This window comes from Streptomyces viridochromogenes DSM 40736 (genome assembly GCF_000158955.1).
Lineage (GTDB): Bacteria > Actinomycetota > Actinomycetes > Streptomycetales > Streptomycetaceae > Streptomyces > Streptomyces venetus.
In genome coordinates this window covers 4,522,307-4,542,261 of record NZ_GG657757.1, presented here as the reverse complement: position 1 = coordinate 4,542,261, position 19,955 = coordinate 4,522,307, and the positions used below count along the sequence as shown (strand labels likewise).

The following is a 19,955-nucleotide window of genomic DNA, read 5'->3' as shown; positions in this document are numbered from 1 at the left end:
GACCATGGCGGCCACTGGATCCGAGAAGCAGGGTGGAAAGGCGTACTACGTCTCCACCCCCATCTATTACGTAAACGACGCTCCTCACCTGGGCCACGCCTATACGACCGTCGCAGGCGACGTGCTCACCCGCTGGCACCGCCAGCGCGGCGAGAAGGTGTGGTACCTCACCGGCACGGACGAGCACGGTCAGAAGATCATGCGCACCGCGGAGGCGAACGGCGTCAGCCCCCAGGAGTGGGCCGACAAGCTCGTCACCGAAGCGTGGAAGCCTCTCTGGGAACACCTGGAGATCGCGAACGACGACTTCATCCGCACCACGCAGAAGCGCCACACGGACCGCGTCCAGGAGTTCGTCCAGGACCTGTACGACAAGGGCGAGATCTACAAGGGCGGCTACGAGGGCCCGTACTGCGTCGGCTGCGAGGAGTACAAGCTCCCCGGCGAGCTCCTCGACGGCGAGGGCGAGTACGCGGGCCAGAAGCTCTGCCCGATCCACAAGAAGCCGGTCGAGATCCTCAGCGAGGAGAACTACTTCTTCAAGCTGAGCGAGTACGGCGACAAGCTCCTCGCCCACTACGAGGCGAACCCGGGCTTCATCCAGCCCGAGTCCGCGCGCAACGAGGTCGTGAACTTCGTACGCCAGGGCCTTCAGGACCTCTCCATCTCCCGCTCGACCTTCGACTGGGGCGTCCCGGTCCCCTGGGACGCCAAGCACGTGATCTACGTGTGGGTGGACGCGCTGCTGAACTACGCCACGGCGGTCGGCTACAACGAGAACCAGGCGAAGTTCGAGGAGACCTTCCCGGCCGACGTCCACCTGGTCGGCAAGGACATCCTCCGCTTCCACGCGGTGATCTGGCCGGCGATGCTGATGGCACAGGGCCTGCCCCTTCCCGGCAAGATCGCGGCGAATGGCTGGCTGATGGTCGGCGGCGAGAAGATGTCGAAGTCCAACCTGACCGGCATCAAGCCGCAGGACCTGACCACGCACTTCGGCGTGGACGCGTACCGCTGGTACTTCCTGCGGGCGATCGCCTTCGGCCAGGACGGCTCCTTCTCCTGGGAGGACTTCTCGGCCCGCTACACCAGCGAGCTGGCGAACGACTACGGCAACCTGGCGTCCCGCGTCGCCGCGATGGTCGGCAAGTACTTCGGCGGCGAGCTGCCGGAGTCGACGGCCGACGGCGAGGCGGAGAAAGCGATCCACGAGGGCCTGGCCAAGGCGGTCGCCGAGGCGGACCGCCGGATCGGCGACGACCTGGACTTCCAGGGCGGCATCCTGGCGATCTTCGACTTCGTCAAGCAGGTCAACGGCTACATCACGGAGCAGGAGCCGTGGAAGGTGGCCAAGGACACCTCGGAGGAGGGCAAGGCCCGCCTGGCCACCATCCTCTACACGGCGGCGGAGTCCCTCCGTGCCATCGCGGTCCTGCTCAACCCGGTCATGCCGGAGACCTCCCAGAAGCTCTGGGACTCGCTGGGCGCCGAGGCCTCCCTCGGGGCGCTCGCCGACCAGACGGTCCAGCAGTCCGCCGAGTGGGGCCGACTCCCGGCCGGCACGACGGTCACCAAGGGCGCGGTCCTCTTCCCCCGCCTGGAGGAGAAGCCGACCGCGTAACCCGCGACCCGTACGGCAACGCGCCCTGCCCCCGGTTCTCACCGGGAGCAGGGCGCGAACGTTTCTCCCGTCCTCGAAAGAGTGAACGCCTTCCGTCCGCCGGAAATACGGCCTTCTGCCCAGTTACGGCCGTGCCCTCGCAGGGATGGACTGGAACGCCGCCAGTTACTTCTTTCAATTTCTCGACTCGGCGTTGGGGGACACCCCCGCCGGAGACAAATGGAGGGACATCGTGACGTTCGTCAACTACTTCCCCGGCCGGGGCACAGTGATGGAGAAGGCCTACCTCGAGGGCGAAGCCAAGGGCGAAGCCAAGGGCGAAGCCAAGGGCGAGGCCAGAGGCGAAGCCAAGGCCATCCTCCGTTTCCTCGGAGCACGGGGCGTATCCGTCCCCCAGGAGGCCCGGGACCGGATCGCCGGCTGCACCGACCTCGACCTTCTCAACCGCTGGCTGGACCGGACGCCCCACGTGAAGAGCGTCGACGAGCTCTTCGCCGAGGACGCGGGGCCCGCCCCGGACCGGGCCGAAACCTGACCCACGGGGCGATCATGGTTGTGACACTCCGTGATTATGGATGTGAGTGCCTTGCCTTCCATGCGCCCGGGCGCATGCCTGTCGCCTTGTAGAAGAACACCGAGAAGTTGGATGCGTCGGGGAAGCCGAGCGTGGCGGCGCAGCGGGCTGCGGTGAGGCGGTCGTGCGCGAGGAGCCGTTTGGCTTCCAGGATGATCCGGTCGACGATATATGCCTTCGCGGTGCGGCCTGTGGCCTGCTGCACCGCTCGTGAGAGGGTGCGGGGCGCGTATCCCAGTGCACGGGCGTAGTAGCCGGCGTCGTGGTGGTTGCGGAAGTGGGTCTCGACGCTGGAGCGGAACAACCGGAACACCGGGTGTGTGAACCGTGCTTCGGCGTGCGGGGGCCGCAGCCGGGCGATGAGCGCGGAAAGCAGGATTTCGGGCAGCTCCGTGGAGAAGTCCTCGGGTGGGGCGGATGCCTCGAGGAGGAGATGGTCGCGCGCGGTGTCGACGAACAGCCAGTCGGCGTCGGGGATGCTCCAGTGCGCGGCCAGGTCCGGGGAGGCGACGAGCTGCCGGGTGGCGTGGGTGACCGGCGCCGTCGGCACGAACAGTACGAGGTGCCCCGCCACATCGCCGATGTCGTCCCACCGGTGCACCGCTCCGGGTGGAATCCACACCGCGGACTGCTCTGTGAGCGGGTGGTGGAGGAAGTCCACCGTGACCGAGCCATGTCCGGCGTCGATGACGGCGAGGACGTGGAAGTCGGCGCGCTGGGTGCCGCCGTCGTTCAGCTCGTGAAGGCGGTCGAACGTCATGGTCTCGACCGCGGCGGCGCGGCGCCCTGCGGGCTGGTAGGTCATCTGCCGAATCACGGTCACGTGTCCAGTTTTCACCATCAGGCGACCAGTCACGCCGATGCCCCGTCCGGGTGCGGAAGTTTCAATGAACTCAGGGAAATCGCTCAGAACACTGAGGGGAACAAGAGCCGCCATGAGCATGACGCAGCAGACGCTTCTGCCCGTTTACGACCACCGGCCGGGGGCCGGACCGACCCTGGTGTTCCTGCACTACTGGGGTGGTTCCGCCCGTACCTGGGACCTCGTCGTCGACCGCCTCGCGGGCCGTGACGTGCTCACGTTCGACTTCCGCGGGTGGAGCCGGTCGAGCGCTCTGCCCGGCCCCTACACGCTCGGTCAGCTCGCCGAGGACACCCTCGCCGTGCTCGCCGACGCGGGGGTCACCGACTACGTCCTGGTGGGGCATTCGATGGGGGGCAAGGTCGCACAGCTGGTCGCGGCCACCCGGCCCGCCGGCCTGCGTGGCATCGTCCTCGTCGGCTCCGGCCCGGCGAAGCCCGCCGCACAGATCACCCCCGAGTACCAGGAAGCCCTGTCGCACGCTTACGACTCCGCCGATTCCGTAACCGGGGCACGGGACCACATCCTCACCGCCACCGAGCTGCCCGCATCGGTCAAGGCGCGGATCGTGACCGATGCGCGGACCGTCACCGACGCCGCCCGCACCGAGTGGCCGCTGCACGGCATCGCGCAGGACATCACCGAGCACACGCGCATGGTCAGCGTTCCCGCCCTCGTCGTCGCCGGAGAGAACGATCAGGTCGAACCCGTCGACGTGCTCCGCGACAACCTGGTGCCCTACCTCTCCCAGGCCGACTTCGTGGTGGTCCCGCACACCGGTCACCTGATCCCGCTGGAAGCCCCGGCCGACCTTGTCGAGGCCATCACGGCCTTCGCACCAGCAGCCTGACCACGACATCGCTCGACCGCGCCATCACGGTGGCCACCCCGGAGGCACTGTTCGCCCCGGAGCCCGACCACACCCCGCCGACCGCCCTCTGAGCCGCTACCACCGGCGTCCTCACGCCGACTTTTGGTCAACGCATCACGTTCGCCACGTTCGACCGAGACACTCAAGGCACCGGCACACGAGGGAGAGAACGATGGCACTGTTCGGTAACGCACACACCGTAGACCCGCAGTCGGCCCAGCAGGACTACGCCCGCCTCCTCGGCCACGGCGAACAGGTCCACGCCGCGTTCCTGCTGATCCGCGACACCATCCTCTTCACCGACCGCCGCCTGATCCTGATCGACAAGCAGGGCATCACCGGCAAGAAGGTGGAGTACCACTCGGTCCCCTACCGCAGCATCACCCACTTCGCGGTGGAAACGGCCGGCACGTTCGACCTGGACGCCGAGTTGAAGATCTGGATCTCCGGCACCCCGACCCCCATCGAGAAGACCTTCACCAAGGGCGTCGACATCTACGAGGTCCAGGCGATCCTGACCCAGTTCGTGGCGCGCTAACGGCTTTCCACGGCGTAGGGGACGAAGTCGGCCCAGGCGCCGGGCGCGATCGAGAGACGGGGGCCATCGAGGACCTTGGAGTCGCGGACGTGCACGGTGCCGGGGGTGACGGCAAGCTCCACACAGGAGTTGCCGTCGTTGCCGCTGCTGTAGCTGCTCTTGAACCACGCCAGCTCGCGACGAACACCTCGTCGCCGAACTCGCCGCGAATGCCGTCACCCACGGCCGCCTCCCCGGACGCGACTTCCGTCTCGTGCTCCTGAGCGCCCCCGCGACCCTCCGCATCGAAGTCACGGACACCCGCGCCGGCGACCTCCCCCGCCACCGCCCACCCACCCCGGACGCCGAGTCAGGACGTGGCCTCCTCCTCGTCGAGGCCCTCGCCGACCGCTGGGGCGTCGAACTCGGCCCCGTCCCCCGTAAGACCGTATGGGCGGAACTCGACCTACCTCGCCTCTGACCAGCACAAACGACACACGCACCGAAAGAATCCCCGGCGGGAGACTCCCCGCGGAACCGATGATGTTTGGCCCTACCAGTGATGTTTGGCCATAGGTGCGCGCTGTAAAGATGGGCCGCTCCTGTGGTGAGTGTGCCTCACGTGACTTTTCTCTGGGGCCGCTGCCGGCCCTCCTGTGGGGTGGATACGTCGTGACTCGTCGTACGTCGCATGCGTACAGATCGCTGAGCTTGAAGAGACGGGCGTGGCTGACGCTCGGTGCCGTGGTGCTGGGGGGCGGTGGCGTGGTGACGTACGCGGTCGCCAGCCCCTCGGGTGACTCCGGGGCGACGAGCCGGGCCAAGCGTCCCGTGAAGGTCTACGACCTCGCCCTGAAGGGGACCGCGGGCGGCAAGCGGGGGTTGCCGCGCACGGAGACACAGCTGTTCTCGCTGGTCGGCGTCTCCTGGACAGGAGCCGTCAAGCGGCTCGACGGCACGGCACAGGTGCGCACCCGCGGCCAGGAGAGCGGTGAGTGGAGTGCCTGGCGGGACCTCGAGGTGAACCTCGATCCGCCGGACAAGCCCGAGGCCGGGATGCGCGGCGCGTCCGAGCCACTGTGGGTCGGCCCCTCGGACGGCGTCCAGGTGCAGGTCGTCCACGAGGACGGCACCACCGGCGCGTTGCCCAAGGGGCTGGAGGTCAACCTGGTCGACCCGGGCGTGGTGACCGACGCCGAGACGAGGACGACCGAGCCAGCGGCGTTCGTCGCCGAGGAGAGCACCCCGGCCGCCACGCCCACCGACGGTGCGACACCCACCGACGGTGCGACACCCACGGACGGTGCGACACCCACCGACGGTGCGACACCCACCGACAGCCCGACCGCGACGCCGACGGACAGCCCGACCGGTACGCCCCCGGAGCCGACCGCCCCCTCGACGTCCGCCAGCCCGTCGGCCACCACGCCGACCACACCGACCGCGCCGCCGTCCACCGTGCCCGAGCCGCCGATCACCTCGCGCGCCGACTGGGGCGCCGACGAGTCGCTCAGCCCCGACCCGTCCGAGTACAACGCCGACGTCAAGGCCGTCTTCGTGCACCACACCGACGGGGACAACGGCTACTCCTGCGCCGACTCCGCGTCGATCGTGCGCGGCATCTACGCGTACCACACGAAGGTCAACGGCTGGAACGACATCGGATACAACTTCCTCGTCGACAAGTGCGGCACCGTCTTCGAGGGCCGCAAGGGCGGCGTCGAACTGCCGGTGCTAGGCGCCCACACCTACGGCTGGAACCGTGAGTCCGCCGGCATCGCGGTCCTCGGCGAGTACTCCACCACCGGCGCCTCCGACGCCGCGCTGGCCTCCGTGGCCCGCGTGGCCGCCTGGAAGCTCGGCCAGTACGGCGCCGACCCGTCCGGCACGGTGCAGCTCACCGCCGGGGCGAGCCAGAAGAACTACTTCGGCACCGGCTTCACGGCGGGCACCCCGTACACGTTCCAGCGGATCTCCGGCCACCGCGACGGCTACAACACCCAGTGCCCGGGCAACTCCCTGTACGCCCAGCTGCCGACCGTCCGCGCCTGGGCGTCCGGCCCGGTGCAGGGGCTGAAGGTGACCTCGGTCGGCGGCGCGGGCCGGTCCGGCACGACGTACTACACCAAGGGCGCGATCAGCGTGAAGTGGACGGCCACCACGCCCGCGTCGCTCATCAAGAGCGTCCAGCTGCTGGTCGACGGCAAGACCGTCGCCACCGCCCCCGGTACGGCCACCTCCGCGAACGCGACCCTCACGGTGGGCAGTCACACCGTCGCCGTGCGGGCGGTGCACCAGTCGGGCAAGACCACGACCAGCGCGGCGCTGAGCGTCGTGACCGACACGACCGCGCCGACCTTCACCACCGCCCCGAAGCTCTCCCTGCGCACCGGCACGGTCAACACCACCGCCGTACCGGTCACCCTCGGCTGGAAGGCGACCGACGACAAGGCGCTGCGCGAGGCGCAGCTGGTGGCCCCGACGGCCGCCACCTTCGGCCCGACCACCACCGCCTCCAGCCGCACCGCCAAGTCGGGTACGGCCACCACCTGGTCGATGCGGGCCTACGACTACGCCGACAACTACCGCACCGCGTCCGCCTCCTACACGCCGGTCGTCCTCCAGGAGACCTCGGCGGTGAGGTCCGGCAGCTGGACGACCCGTTCCTCGACCAGCTACCTGGGCGGCAAGTCGTACTCCAGCGGTTCCAAGGGCGCCAGTCTGACCTGGACGTTCACCGGCCGTTCCGCCTCCTGGGTGGTCTCCCGGGCCGCCTCCTCGGGCCAGGCCTACGTCTACGTCGACGGCGTCAAGGTCAGCACGGTCGACCTGAAGTCCGCCACCACCCTCTACCGGCAGGCGATCTGGACGAAGACCTGGTCCAGCAGCGCCAAGCACACCGTCAAGATCGTCGTGGTCGCCACGGCGGGCCGCCCCACCATCACCACCGACGGCCTCGTCTACATCAAGTGACCCGAAGGGCCGGGCGCGCACTCGTGATACGCCGCCCGGCCCTCCGACGACGGCCCCCGTCGACCACGTCCGTCAGCTCGCCGACGCCGAAGCCGACGCGCCCGGCTGGGCCGAGGCCTCCGTGCCGTCGTGCGTGGCCTCGGGGTCGACGCCCAGGGTGAGGGTGGCCGTCACGCCCTTGGCGATGGCGTTCTTCTTGTACTTGAGCTTCAGCAGCCCGCCCTCGGTGCCGTTACCGGGGTAGATGGTGTCCTCGTCGAGGGTGGTGCGGGTCGTGGTGTTGGTGGAGTACGGCTCGACCTCGGCGGAGGCCAGCACGGCCGCCTCGTCGAAGAAGAGCTGGCCGGTGTGGCAGGTCGTGCCGCCCTCGTACCCCGCGTCGGTCCAGACGCCGCCCACGTGCACCTTGGTGTGGATGTGCACGCAGCGGCCCTGGTACCAGCCGGGGAAGACCGTGCGGAACTCGACCTCGCCCTTCTTGTCCGTCCGCCACGTGCCGCGCAGGTAGCGCTCGTCGTCGGTGGGCTCCTGGTGGCCCCCGCCTCCGCCACCACCGCCGGGGGGCGGACCCGTGGGCGTGCCGGTCGGTGTGCCGGAGGGCGGCGTACCGCCCCCGCCACCTCCGCCGCCCCCGCTGCCCATGTCCTCGTACCCCGAGTACACGCCCAGCGCGTTGCAGTGCCAGATGTCGACCGCGGCGTTCGCGAGGGGCTTGCAGGTCTCGGAGTCGATCACCTTCAGGCGCAGGGTGAGCGGGATGCCCTCCTGGTCCTCGGTGACGTCCCTGCGGAGCTTGTCCGCGTCGATGTAGTAGGGGCCTTCGGTCGTCTCGGAGGTCAGCTTGTAGCAGGCCTCGCCGGAGGTTCCGGCCGTCTTGCCCTGCGCGGCCGGCGTCTCCTCACCGGCGAACGCGCCCGCCGCGAACGAACCGCCGACACCCGCCGCGACCACCGCACCGGCACCCGCGACGACGACCTTGCGGCGCGTCAGATCCCTCTTGTGTTTCGGCCCTTGGGCCTTCTCCTGTCCCGTCATGGGAAGGAAGCTAGGGAACACGGCTGTCAGGAGCCTGGGCAAGAGCTGGGTGGGAGCCCAGCGTACGAAAGTGGCCCGGAACCGACGCCGGTTCCGGGCCACTCACAGCGCTGTCGCCTACTTCGGCTGCGGCTTGCGCACCGACAGGTGCAGCTCCTTCAGCCGCGCCTCCTCCAGCTCGGTCGGCGCGCCCATCATCAGGTCCTGGGCGTTGCCGTTGAGCGGGAAGGAGATGGTCTCGCGGATGTTGGGCTCGTCGGCGAGCAGCATCACGATGCGGTCGACGCCGGGGGCGATGCCGCCGTGCGGCGGGGCGCCGAAGCGGAACGCGCGCAGCATGCCGGCGAACTTCTCCTCGACGGTGTCACGGTCGTACCCGGCGATCTCGAAAGCCTTGAGCATGATCTCCGGCTCATGGTTCCGGATCGCGCCGGAGGACAGCTCGACGCCGTTGCAGACGATGTCGTACTGCCAGCCGAGGATGTCCAGGGGGTCCTGGCTCTCCAGGGCCTCCAGGCCGCCCTGCGGCATGGAGAAGGGGTTGTGCGAGAAGTCGATCGCGCCGGTCTCCTCGTCCTTCTCGTACATCGGGAAGTCGACGATCCAGCAGAACCGGAAGACGTTCTCCTCGAAGTGCCCGGCGCGCTTGGCGGCCTCGACCCGCACCGCGCCCATGATCTTGGAGACCTCGTCGAACTCGCCCGCGCCGAAGAAGACCGCGTGGCCGGCCGCCAGGGACAGGCGCTTGGTCAGCTCGGCGACGTTCTCCTCGGTGAGGAACTTCGCGATCGGGCCGGACAGCGAGCCGTCCTCGGCGACACGGACCCAGGCCAGGCCCCTGGCGCCCTGCGAGACGGCGTAGTCACCGAGCTGGTCGAAGAACTTGCGGGGCTGGGCGGAGACGTCCGGGACCGGCAGGGCACGGACGTGCTTGCCGGCGAAGGCCTTGAACTCCGAGCCCTCGAAGATGTCGGTGATGTCGACGAGTTCGAGCTGGGCGCGCAGGTCGGGCTTGTCGGAGCCGTACTTCAGCATCGCCTCGCGGAACGGGATCCGCGGGAACGGCGAGGTGACGTGACGGCCACCGCCGAACTCCTCGAAGAGCTCGGTCATCAGCTTCTCGACGGGCTGGAAGACGTCCTCCTGCTCGACGAAGCTCATCTCGATGTCGAGCTGGTAGAACTCGCCCGGCGAGCGGTCGGCGCGGGCGTCCTCGTCGCGGAAGCAGGGCGCGATCTGGAAGTAGCGGTCGAAACCGGAGATCATCAGCAGCTGCTTGAACTGCTGCGGGGCCTGCGGCAGGGCGTAGAACTTGCCCGGGTGCAGACGGGACGGGACGACGAAGTCGCGGGCGCCCTCGGGGGAGGTCGCGGACAGAATCGGCGTCGCCATCTCGTTGAAGCCCAGCGCCGTCATCTTGTGCCGGATCGCCGAGATGACCGCGGTGCGCAGCATGATGTTGCGGTGCATGCGCTCACGGCGCAGGTCCAGGAAGCGGTACTCCAGGCGCCGCTCCTCGTTGACCCCGTCCTCGGTGTTGATCGTGAACGGCAGCGGGGCGGCGGCGCCGAGGAGTTCGACCTCGCCGACCTCGACCTCGACCTCACCGGTGGGAAGCTCGGGGTTGATGTTCTCGCCGCCCCGGGAGACGACCTTGCCGTCGACGCGGACGGTCGACTCCTTGGAGAGCTTGTCGAGGGCCTCGTAGGAGGGAGTGCCGGGACGGGCCACCAGCTGCGTGATGCCGTAGTGGTCGCGCAGATCGATGAAGAGGATGCCGCCCAGGTCGCGCCGATTGTGCAGCCAGCCACTCAGCCGGACGTCGGTGCCGACGTCAGAGGAGCGGAGCTCGCCGCAGGTGTGGGACCTGTACCGATGCATCGTCGTTCATCCAGTCTTCGCTGATCGGGGTCTGTGTTTCACGTGAAACTCGTCCCCAGCGTACCGGGCAGGGCAAGATCGGCTCTCCACAGTTAACGATCGGGCACACTTCAGTCTTCGGTGGCAGTCTTCGATCCCCTCTTCTTAAAGTAGGGCAATGCGCACTGGCGAGCCTCTGCCCGCCGTGGGGGAGGCTCTCGCCGCCCTCGCGACCGGCCTCTGGCACTGGGACACCGCCACCGGGCTGGTCACGGTCGATGCCGAGGCGGCACGGCTGCTCGGGCTGCCCGCCGAACAGGTCAGCCTCACGGAGGCCCAGGCCCGGGCCCGGCTGCACCCGGTCGACTGGAACGAGATCACCGGCGTGGTCCAGCTCGCCGTCGCCGAGGGGACCCTCGCCGAGGTGCGGATCCGGGTCATGGACGAGCAGGGCCGGATCGTCCGGGTCGTCCGCAGCCGCTCCAAGCCGTCCTTCGACCGGGTCCACAAGGCGTACCGGCTGATCGGGACGCTTCAGGAGGTCACCGAGCCGACGCCGGGCACCCCGGCGGGGCGCAGCGCGGTCACCGGCGACTGGCGGCGCTCCCGGGAGGCGTTCCTGCTGGACGCGGGCCGGGCGCTGGCCGAGGCGCGCTCCACGCAGGAGGTCCTGCGGGTCACGGCCAATCTGTCGATGCCCGGGTTCTCGCCGGACGGCCTGGCCGTGTTCGGAGTCTCGGGCGATCGCCTGACGGTCATCGGGCACCACGGGCAGCAGCCGGGCGACGACAGCCCCTTCTCCGACATGGCTCTGGACACCGACTACCCGGCCGCGGAAGTCGTACGGACCGGCCGGGCGTTGTATCTGTCCACCCCCGAGCAGTACGAGGCCCGCTACCCGCTGACCTGGCCGCTCGCCCAGCGCTTCGGCCGCCGGTCCTGGGCGTTCCTGCCGCTGACCGTGGCCGGCCGCACGATGGGCGCGTGGATGGCCGCCTTCACCTACCCGGTGGCGTTCACGCCGGACGAGCGGTCGGTGCTCGCCACGGTGGCGCGGATGCTGGCGCAGGCGCTGACCCGGGCGGGGCTGGCGGAGAGTGAGCGGGCGCTGACCGACGGGCTCCAGCGCACGATGCTGCCGAGGCTCGGCCCGCAGCGCATCCCGGGCATGAGCGTCGCCGCCCGCTACGTCCCGACCGGCGGCGGGCTCCAGGTCGGCGGCGACTGGTACGACGTGATCCCGTTGCCGAGCGGGCGGTTCGCGCTGGTCATCGGGGACGTCCAGGGCCATGACGTACGGGCGGCGGGCCTGATGGGCCAGCTCCGCATCGCCCTGCGGGCCTACGCCTCCGAGGGTCACCGCCCCGACGCCGTCCTCTCCCGTGCCTCGCGCTTCCTGCACGGCATCGGCGACGAGGAGCCCTCCGACCCGCGGTTCGCGACCTGTGTGTACGTCGAGGTCGACCCGGCGAACGGGGTGCTGGACATCGCCCGCGCCGGGCATCCGGACCCGGCGTTCCGGATGTCCGACGGCACGGTGCTGACGCGGCCGACGTCGGGCGGCCTGCCGTTGGGCATCGACCCGGACGCCGACTACCCCACGACGCGGCTCGCTCTGGAACCCGGCGAGACCATGCTGATCTGCACGGACGGCCTGATCGAGACCGGCGGGCACGACCTGGACTCCGGCTGGCACCGGCTGCGGGTGATCCTCGAGGACCACAAGGGCGATCTGGAGGAACTCGCCGACACCCTGATACAGGCGGTGCACGGCCCTTCCTCGCACCACACCACCGGCCCGCTGACCGACCGTCGCGAGGACGACATCGCCATGCTGCTGCTCAGCCGGGAGGGCGGGGGCTGTGGCTGCGGCGACACCATGACCGTGCCGCAGCCGGTGCGGCGCACGGTGCTGACGGTCGCGCAGGCCGAGCCCGAGCGGATCGCGGCGGCCCGGCAGCAACTGCGTGATCTGCTGCACGACTGGTCCTCGCCGGACCAGCGCGACTCGGCGGTGCTGCTGCTGTCCGAGCTGCTGACGAACGTCCTCGTGCACACCGACTCCGACGCGCTGCTCGTCGCGGAGATCACCGGCGGGGTGGGGGAGCGGCGGCTGCGGATCGAGGTCACCGACACCGGTGACGACCTGCCGCACAAGCGCAGACCGGGGGAGCTGGCGTCCTCCGGCCGCGGCCTGGTGCTGATCGAACTGCTCGCGCACGCGTGGGGCGTCGACCCGCGCGGCCAGGGCAAGAGCATCTGGTACGAGCTCTACGAGTCCGTGGACGGCTCGGGCGACGCCTCCTGGCCCTCGTAGCGGGTGCGGAGCTCCTCGGCGACACCGAAGGCGGCCGCGGTGAGCGGCACGGCGAGCAGCATGCCGAGCACTCCGGCGACCGACGCCCCGGCCGTGATCGCCACCATGACCACCGCCGGGTGCATCTGCACGGTCCGGCTCTGGATCGCCGGCTGGAGCACATGCCCCTCCAGCACCTGCACCGCGACCACCACCCCGAGCACCCACAGCGCGATGACGAACCCCCGGTCGGCGAGCGCGACCAGCACGGCGACGGCGCCGGAGATGAAGGCGCCGAGGTAGGGGATGTACGCCCCGACGAAGACCAGCGCTCCGAGTCCCGGCGCCCCGGGCACGTCGAGGAGGAGCAGTCCGACGGTGATGCAGAGCGCGTCGATGAGGGCGATGAGGGTCGTCCCCCGCATGAACCCCTCGACGGCCTTGAGGGCCCGCCGGGCCATGGCCTCCAGGGTGTCGGCCGATCCGCGGGGCGCCAGGGACCGCAGTGCCCCGGCGGCCTTGTCGGAGTCGCGCAGGAAGAAGAAGACGAGCAGCAGCGCGAGGACCGCCACAGCGATGGATTCACCGACCACGCTGAATCCGCTGATCACGCCGGAGGCGGCCGTGCCGCCGAACTTGCTCAGCAGTTCCCGGGCGTTGGAGGCGAGGTCGTCCAGCGAGGTCCCGGCCGCCCCGAAGTGCTCGGCGATGCCCCGGGAGGCCTCCTTGAGCGAGGCGACGATCTCGTCGCCGGTGTCGATGAGCGCGGCGACCACGATGTACACGGCCCCGCCGACCACGGCGACGACGGCGACGCAGGTGAGCGCCGCCGCGACCGACCGGTGCACCCCGGCCTTCACGAGCCGCCGGTGCAGGGGCCCGAGCAGCGCGGTCCCGAGCAGCGCGAGCAGCACGGGCACGACGGCGGCCCGGAACTCGTCGCACAGCCGGATCCCGACGTAGACGACCCCGGAGACGAGCAGCAGGACGGCACACCAGGCGGCGAGGCGCTGGACGGGCCCGGGGAGGAGCGGGCCCGGGCCGGATGAGGGGGTGTCCTGCACTCCTCCACCCGACCACGCCCCGGGCGGGCCGTCCCGTCGGAACGGCCCGCCCGGGTGACGGAGCGTCAGCCCTGGGGGCCTGCCTCGGACATCCCGTGCACCGCCGGGACCGTGCCCAGCCGTCCCTTCTGGAAGTCCTCGAAGGCCTGCTGGAGCTCCTCGCGGGTGTTCATGACGAACGGGCCGTAGTGGGCCATGGGCTCACGGATCGGCTGTCCGCCCAGCAGGACGACCTCCAGATCCGGCGTGTGGGAGTCCTGCTTCTCGTCCGCGCGGACGGTGAGCGAGGAGCCCGCGCCGAACACGGCGGTCTGGCCCATGTGCACCGGCCGGCGCTCGGGGCCGACGCTGCCGCGCCCGGCCAGCACGTACGCCAGGCCGTTGAAGTCCTCCCGCCACGGCAGGGTGAGTTCCGCACCCGGCGCCACCGTCGCGTGGATCATCGTGATCGGCGTGTGCGTGATGCCGGGACCCTGGTGCCCGTCCAGCTCACCGGCGATGACGCGGAGCAGGGCGCCGCCGTCGGGGGTGCTGAGCAGCTGGACCGAGCCGCCGCGGATGTCCTGGTAGCGCGGGGCCATCATCTTGTCCCTGGCGGGGAGGTTCACCCACAGCTGGAGGCCGTGGAAGAGTCCGCCGGACACGACGAGATGCTCCGGTGGAGCCTCGATGTGCAACAGGCCCGAGCCCGCGGTCATCCACTGGGTGTCCCCGTTGGTGATGGTGCCGCCACCGCCGTTGGAGTCCTGGTGGTCGAAGATCCCGTCGATGATGTAGGTGACGGTCTCGAAGCCGCGGTGCGGGTGCCAGGGGGTGCCCTTGGGCTCGCCCGGCGCGTACTCCACCTCGCCCATCTGGTCCATCATGATGAACGGGTCGAGGTGGCGGTAGTTGATCCCCGCGAACGCCCGGCGCACCGGGAAGCCCTCGCCCTCGAAACCGCTCGGGGCGGTCGTGACGGCCAGCACGGGACGTGCCACGGCCTCGGTCGGCGCGGTCACGCGGGGCAGCGTCAACGGGTTCTCGACGGTCACAGCAGGCATGTCGGTTCCTCCTCGTGTACGCCCAGTTTAGTTGAGCGTTGAACTTCCTGCCACCCCAAACAGAGAAAACCGGATGGGCATTCCCGGGGGACGGCGCAGCGAATCACGGGACACCGGCATGGCGGAAGACCGGCACCCCTTCAGGGGTGCCGGTCCGACCAGGTCCGCCTCAGGCGATCAGCTCGTGCTCCTCGCTCTCGGTTCCGGCGGGCTCCGCCTTGCGGTCCCGCATCACCAGCGTGGCCACCGCGGCCGCCACCAGGACACCGATCGCGCTGATCGTGAAGGTCGTCGACATCGAGGAGGTGAAGGCGTCCCGGGCCGCCCGCACCAGGCCCGTGTCACCGCCGGCGACGGCGAGCGCGCCGCCGATGGACTCCCTGGCCCGCTCCGGGGCGCCGGCCGGCATCCCGTCCGCGTAGCCGTGGGAGAGCAGGGACCCGAGGATCGCGATGCCGAGGGCGGTGCCGGACTGCTGGATGGTGTCGTTGAGCGCCGAGCCGACGCCCGCCTTGTCCTCCGGGATGGTGCCCATCAGCGCGGCCACCGCGGCCGGCATCGCCAGACCGGCGCCCAGGCCGAGGACTCCCAGCGCCACGGCCGGGACCGTGAAGCCGCTGTCGGCGCTCAGCGTGGTCAGCAGCGCGAAGGACGCGGCCATCAGCAGCATCCCGGCGAGGATGACGAACCGGTTGCCCACCTTCACGGCGAGCTGCGCCCCGGCGGTGTTGCCGGCCAGCGCGGCCACGGCCAGCGGCAGGAAGGCCAGGCCCGCCTTGACGGCGGACCAGCCGAGCACGAACTGGAGGTACTGGGTCAGGACCAGCAGCAGGCCGGCGTTGCCGATCTGGACGAGCGCCAGGGAGAGCGAGCCACCACTGAAGTTGCGGTGCTTGAAGAGGACCAGCGGGACCATCGGCGAGCGGGTGACGTTCTCCCAGACCACGAAGCCGGCCAGGGCGACCACCGCGACGGCCAGGACGAGGACGGAACGGCCGCCGAACGCGCCGTGCTGCGGAATCTCGATGATCCACCACACCAGGGCCGTCATGCCCACCGCCGACAGCACCGCGCCCAGCGGGTCCGGCTTCTGCCAGGGGGCCTTCGACTCCGGCATCAGCAGCACACCGGCCAGCAGCGCGAGACCGACGATCGGGACGTTGATCAGGAAGATGGCCTGCCAGGCGAAGTGGTCGATCAGCACACCGCCGAGCACCGGGCTGCCGACCAGCCCCAGCATCGACACCGAGCCCCACGCGGCCATCGCCTTGGGCCGCTCGTCCTCGTCGAAGACGGTGATCAGGATGGACAGCGTCGACGGCATGATCAGCGCCCCGCCGACCCCCATCGCGATCCGCACCGCGATCAGTTCACCCGGACTCGCACAGAACACCGCCCCCAGCGAGGCCGCCCCGAACAGCAGCAGACCGATCAGCATCACCTTCCGGCGCCCGAACCGGTCCCCCAGGCTCCCCGAGGTCAGCAGCAGGCCGGCGAAGACCAGGGTGTAGGAGTCGAGGATCCACTGCATGTCCTGGGTGCTCGCCCCGAGGTCCTCGGTCAGCGAGGGCACCGCCACGGTCAGAGCCATGTTGTCGACGACCAGGACCAGCGTGCTGAGGCACAGCACGATCAGGATCCACCAGCGACGTGGATTGCGGGCTTCCATAGCAGTTCCCCTCCGACTCACTTGCTGCGAACACCGTTCCTTCGATGCGAACACTGTACGCACAGCGGAACAGTGTTCGCAAGCATTGAGTTCTGTACGCTGGTTGCGCACGCTGTTCGCACGACGTCAGGAGGAGCGCCGATGACCAGGAGCACGAAGAGCAAGGGCCCGAACCCGATCCCGTCCGTCTGGGCCCGCGAACAGCGCCGCACCGACCAGCCCGCGCTCAGCCGCGACGCGATCGTGCGGGAGGCGATCGCGATGCTCGACGCCGAGGGGATCGAGGCGCTCAGCATGCGCAAGCTCGGCGCCCGCCTGAACGCCGGGGCGACGTCCCTGTACCGGCATGTCGCCACCAAGGACGAACTGATGGAGCTCGCGGTGGACGAGGTCACCGCCGAGATCCACGTCCCGCCGGCCGGCGGCCCCGACTGGCGCGCGGCGGTGACCGAGGCGGCCGGGTCCTTCCGCACGACGGCGCTGCGGCACCCCTGGCTGACCCTGGTGCTGGGGCAGGCGGGGCTCGCTTACCTGGGGCCCAACTACATGAGCTTCTCCGAGCGCCTCGCGGCGCTGTTCACCGCGGCGGGGTTCCCGGAGCCGAGCCGGGCGATCGAGACCCTGTTCTCGTACGTCATCGGCATGAGCAACGCCGAGGCCGCCTGGCTCACCACGGTCGCCCGCTCCGGCGAGACCGAGGCCGACTTCATCGCCCGCCTCATGCCCGCGGCCCAGCGAGCCGCGGCCGACCACGCCCACCTGGCCATCCCGCACACGGAAGTCGAGGAGGCCACGACCGACCCCGCGGCCCTGCGCGACATGAAGTTCGCCTACGGCCTGGAGGTCGTCCTCGACGGCCTGGCGCTACGCCTGCCGCGCAAGGGCCGCTGAAGCCCTGTCACCACACACCCGCCCGCCCTTGTCGCTCGCGGCCGCCGTCGAATGAGCGAGGGACGGCAGGCCCGCACGGCCGCGGCAGGCCCCGCCCAGGGCTGCCGCGGCCGCGCCCGCCCAGTCGCTGGGCCGGGGCTCAGCCCCCGTACATCCGGCGCATCGCGAACTCGACCATCTGCTCCACGGCCTTCGCGTCGAACACCATGCGGTGCTCGCCCTCCATGTCGAGGACGAAGCCGTAGCCGGTGGGCAGCAGGTCCAGCACCTCGGCACCGGTGATCACGAAGTACTTGGACTCCTTGCCCGCGTACCGGCGCAGCTCCTTGAGCGTGCTGAACATCGGGATCACCGGCTGCTGGGTGTTGTGCAGGGCGAGGAAGCCGGGGTTGTCGCCGCGCGGGCAGTACACCTTCGACGTGGCGAAGACCTGCTGGAAGTCCTCCGCGGCCATCTGCCCGGTGGTGAACGCGCGCACCGCGTCCGTGAGCGAGGGCGGGGACGGCTCGGGGTACAGCGGCGGCTGCTGCCCGTACCCGCCGGACATCGGCTGCTGCGGAGGGGCGTACTGCGCACCCGCTGTCTGGTCGTAGCCGTACATGGGCGCAAGCGTACCGAGAGCGGCCCGGCGCCGGTGTGCCCTGTCACAGATGACCGGTTCGGGGTTGCTTCTTATTACCGACGGGTAGCATCATCGGAGCTACTTGTTGGTACGTGAACTAGCGCGAGGATCCAGTGCCTCGCCGATCTCTCTACGGAGCCGGGAGCCGTCGCCATGGGGCACTACAAGTCGAATCTCCGCGACATCGAGTTCAACCTCTTCGAAGTACTCGGGCGCGACAAGGTGTACGGCACCGGCCCGTTCGAGGAGATGGACGTCGAGACCGCGAAGAGCATCCTGGAGGAGCTGACCCGCCTCTCGGAGAACGAGCTGGCCGAGTCCTTCATCGACGCCGACCGCAACCCGCCGGTCTTCGACCCGGAGACCAACACCGCGCCGGTCCCCGCGTCCTTCAAGAAGAGCTACCAGGCCTTCATGGACTCCGAGTACTGGCGCCTGGGCCTGCCCGAGGAGATCGGCGGCACCACCGCGCCCCGCTCCCTGATCTGGTCCTACGCCGAGCTGATCCTGGGCGCCAACCCGGCCGTGTGGATGTACTCCTCGGGCCCGGCCTTCGCCGGCATCCTCTTCGAGGAGGGCAACGAGGTCCAGAAGCACATAGCCAAGGTCGCCACGGAGAAGCAGTGGGGCTCCACGATGGTGCTCACCGAGCCCGACGCGGGCTCCGACGTGGGCGCCGGCCGCACCAAGGCCGTGCAGCAGGAGGACGGCTCCTGGCACATCGAGGGCGTGAAGCGCTTCATCACCTCCGGTGAGCACGACATGTCGGAGAACATCCTCCACTATGTGCTGGCCCGCCCCGAGGGCGCCGGCCCCGGCACCAAGGGCCTGTCCCTCTTCCTCGTCCCGAAGTACCTCTTCGACTTCGAGACCGGCGAGCTGGGCGAGCGCAACGGCGTCTACGCCACCAACGTCGAGCACAAGATGGGCCTGAAGGCCTCCAACACCTGCGAGATGACCTTCGGCGACCAGCACCCGGCCAAGGGCTGGCTGATCGGCGACAAGCACGACGGCATCCGCCAGATGTTCCGCATCATCGAGTTCGCCCGCATGATGGTCGGCACGAAGGCGATCTCCACCCTGTCGACGGGCTACCTCAACGCGCTGGAGTACGCCAAGGAGCGCGTGCAGGGCCCCGACCTGGCGAACTTCATGGACAAGACCGCGCCCAAGGTCACCGTCACCCACCACCCCGACGTGCGCCGCTCGCTGATGACGCAGAAGGCGTACGCGGAGGGCATGCGGGCGCTGGTCCTCTACACGGCCTCCATCCAGGACGAGATCCAGGTCAAGGAGTCCGCGGGCGAGGACGTCTCCGCCCTGGAGGCCCTGAACGACCTGCTCCTGCCCATCGTCAAGGGCTACGGCTCCGAGAAGGGCTACGAGCAGCTCGCCCAGTCGCTCCAGACCTTCGGCGGCTCCGGCTTCCTCCAGGAGTACCCGATCGAGCAGTACATCCGTGACTCCAAGATCGACACCCTCTACGAGGGCACCACGGCGATCCAGGGCCAGGACTTCTTCTTCCGGAAGATCGTCCGCAACCAGGGCGCCGCGCTGAACTCCCTCGCCGAGGACATCAAGAAGTTCCTCGCCCTCGGCACGGGCGGCGAGGAGCTGGCCGGTGCCCGCGAGCACCTCGCCAAGGCCGCCGTCGAGCTGGAGGCCATCGTCGGCCTGATGCTCACCGACCTCGCGGCCACCGAGCAGGACGTCAAGAACATCTACAAGGTGGGCCTCAACACCACCCGCCTGCTGATGGCCTCCGGTGACGTGGTCGTCGGGTACCTGCTGCTCAAGGGCGCCTCGATCGCCGCCGAGAAGCTGGAGACGGCGTCCGCCAAGGACAAGGCGTTCTACACCGGCAAGATCGCCGCCGCGAAGTTCTTCGCCGCCAACGTCCTGCCGGGCGTCACCCTGGCCCGCAAGGTCGCCGAGGGCGTCGAGCTGGACCTGATGGAGCTGGACGAGGCCGCGTTCTAGCCTCCCCCACGTCCTCTGTTCGAGGGCCTGTTCCCTTACCCCGGGAACGGGCCCTCGTCCGTCGTTAAGGTGAAACC

Annotated in this window: 16 protein-coding genes and 1 pseudogene; 9 read left to right on the top strand and 8 right to left on the bottom strand. The window is 69.7% G+C overall.

Annotated features, from left to right (window positions below; translation table 11 throughout):
* Positions 1–4: 4 nt before the first annotated feature.
* Together metG and SSQG_RS19960 are read left to right on the top strand one after the other, a co-directional pair.
* Entirely contained in the window at positions 5–1,621 is a 1,617-nt protein-coding gene (gene metG, locus SSQG_RS19965; protein WP_003991624.1) for a methionine--tRNA ligase, read from the top strand.
* 145 nt (positions 1,622–1,766) lie between these two features.
* Positions 1,767–2,156, top strand: coding sequence for a hypothetical protein (locus tag SSQG_RS19960; RefSeq protein WP_003991623.1), 390 nt, complete (start codon positions 1,767–1,769; stop codon positions 2,154–2,156).
* Positions 2,157–2,190: 34 nt separating this feature from the next.
* Here SSQG_RS19960 and SSQG_RS19955 read toward each other — a convergent pair whose 3' ends face one another.
* On the bottom strand, positions 2,191–3,018 hold the full coding sequence (locus SSQG_RS19955) for a helix-turn-helix domain-containing protein (protein ID WP_039933179.1): 828 nt from the start codon (positions 3,016–3,018) through the stop codon (positions 2,191–2,193).
* A 112-nt stretch (positions 3,019–3,130) separates the two neighbouring features.
* On the opposite strand from SSQG_RS19955, the gene SSQG_RS19950 reads away from it, so the two are divergent.
* Together SSQG_RS19950 and SSQG_RS19945 are read left to right on the top strand one after the other, a co-directional pair.
* Positions 3,131–3,907 (top strand): alpha/beta fold hydrolase, encoded by a 777-nt coding sequence (locus SSQG_RS19950; RefSeq protein WP_039933178.1) that lies wholly within the window; start codon positions 3,131–3,133, stop codon positions 3,905–3,907.
* Between the two features lie 193 nt (positions 3,908–4,100).
* Positions 4,101–4,466, top strand: a complete 366-nt coding sequence (locus SSQG_RS19945) for a PH domain-containing protein (RefSeq protein ID WP_003991620.1) — start codon at positions 4,101–4,103, stop codon at positions 4,464–4,466.
* Here SSQG_RS19945 and SSQG_RS19940 read toward each other — a convergent pair.
* The gene (locus SSQG_RS19940; RefSeq protein ID WP_003991618.1) at positions 4,463–4,639 is read right to left on the bottom strand and encodes a DUF397 domain-containing protein; all 177 of its coding nucleotides are present in this window, start codon (positions 4,637–4,639) and stop codon (positions 4,463–4,465) included. The two genes, SSQG_RS19945 and SSQG_RS19940, sit on opposite strands and share 4 nt — an antisense overlap.
* A gap of 11 nt (positions 4,640–4,650) precedes the next feature.
* Here SSQG_RS19940 and SSQG_RS19935 point away from each other — a divergent pair.
* Both SSQG_RS19935 and SSQG_RS19930 read left to right on the top strand, forming a co-directional pair.
* Positions 4,651–4,926 (top strand): annotated as a pseudogene (locus SSQG_RS19935) (ATP-binding protein); the annotation flags it as partial.
* A 230-nt stretch (positions 4,927–5,156) separates the two neighbouring features.
* Entirely contained in the window at positions 5,157–7,418 is a 2,262-nt protein-coding gene (locus SSQG_RS19930) for an N-acetylmuramoyl-L-alanine amidase (protein WP_003991616.1), read from the top strand.
* A gap of 72 nt (positions 7,419–7,490) precedes the next feature.
* On the opposite strand, the gene SSQG_RS19925 is transcribed toward SSQG_RS19930, so the two are convergent.
* Both SSQG_RS19925 and aspS read right to left on the bottom strand, forming a co-directional pair.
* Positions 7,491–8,453 carry an intradiol ring-cleavage dioxygenase gene (locus tag SSQG_RS19925; protein ID WP_039933176.1) on the bottom strand — a complete coding sequence of 321 codons (963 nt, stop codon included), beginning with the start codon at positions 8,451–8,453 and terminating at the stop codon, positions 7,491–7,493.
* Positions 8,454–8,570: 117 nt separating this feature from the next.
* Complete coding sequence (aspS, locus tag SSQG_RS19920) at positions 8,571–10,334, bottom strand: aspartate--tRNA ligase (RefSeq protein ID WP_003991614.1); 1,764 nt, start codon at positions 10,332–10,334, stop codon at positions 8,571–8,573.
* Positions 10,335–10,491: 157 nt separating this feature from the next.
* Here aspS and SSQG_RS19915 point away from each other — a divergent pair, with 157 nt between their 5' ends.
* Positions 10,492–12,630 (top strand): SpoIIE family protein phosphatase, encoded by a 2,139-nt coding sequence (locus SSQG_RS19915; protein ID WP_003991613.1) that lies wholly within the window; start codon positions 10,492–10,494, stop codon positions 12,628–12,630.
* Here the strand turns inward: SSQG_RS19915 and SSQG_RS19910 are convergent.
* The 3 genes from SSQG_RS19910 to SSQG_RS19900 form a co-directional block, all read right to left on the bottom strand.
* Positions 12,585–13,673, bottom strand: a complete 1,089-nt coding sequence (locus SSQG_RS19910; protein ID WP_003991611.1) for an AI-2E family transporter — start codon at positions 13,671–13,673, stop codon at positions 12,585–12,587. The two genes, SSQG_RS19915 and SSQG_RS19910, sit on opposite strands and share 46 nt — an antisense overlap.
* 65 nt (positions 13,674–13,738) lie before the next feature.
* A complete protein-coding gene (locus SSQG_RS19905) occupies positions 13,739–14,716 on the bottom strand; it encodes a pirin family protein (RefSeq protein WP_003991610.1) in 978 nt (325 codons plus the stop codon).
* A gap of 169 nt (positions 14,717–14,885) precedes the next feature.
* A complete protein-coding gene (locus SSQG_RS19900; protein ID WP_039933174.1) occupies positions 14,886–16,385 on the bottom strand; it encodes an MFS transporter in 1,500 nt (499 codons plus the stop codon).
* A gap of 141 nt (positions 16,386–16,526) precedes the next feature.
* On the opposite strand from SSQG_RS19900, the gene SSQG_RS19895 reads away from it, so the two are divergent.
* The gene (locus SSQG_RS19895) at positions 16,527–17,276 is read left to right on the top strand and encodes a TetR/AcrR family transcriptional regulator C-terminal domain-containing protein (protein WP_003991608.1); all 750 of its coding nucleotides are present in this window, start codon (positions 16,527–16,529) and stop codon (positions 17,274–17,276) included.
* Positions 17,277–17,415: 139 nt separating this feature from the next.
* Here the strand turns inward: SSQG_RS19895 and SSQG_RS19890 are convergent, their stop codons facing one another.
* Positions 17,416–17,877 (bottom strand): SseB family protein, encoded by a 462-nt coding sequence (locus SSQG_RS19890; protein WP_003991607.1) that lies wholly within the window; start codon positions 17,875–17,877, stop codon positions 17,416–17,418.
* Between the two features lie 174 nt (positions 17,878–18,051).
* On the opposite strand from SSQG_RS19890, the gene SSQG_RS19885 reads away from it, so the two are divergent.
* Entirely contained in the window at positions 18,052–19,878 is a 1,827-nt protein-coding gene (locus tag SSQG_RS19885; RefSeq protein WP_003991606.1) for an acyl-CoA dehydrogenase, read from the top strand.
* The last annotated feature ends 77 nt before the right edge of the window (positions 19,879–19,955 follow it).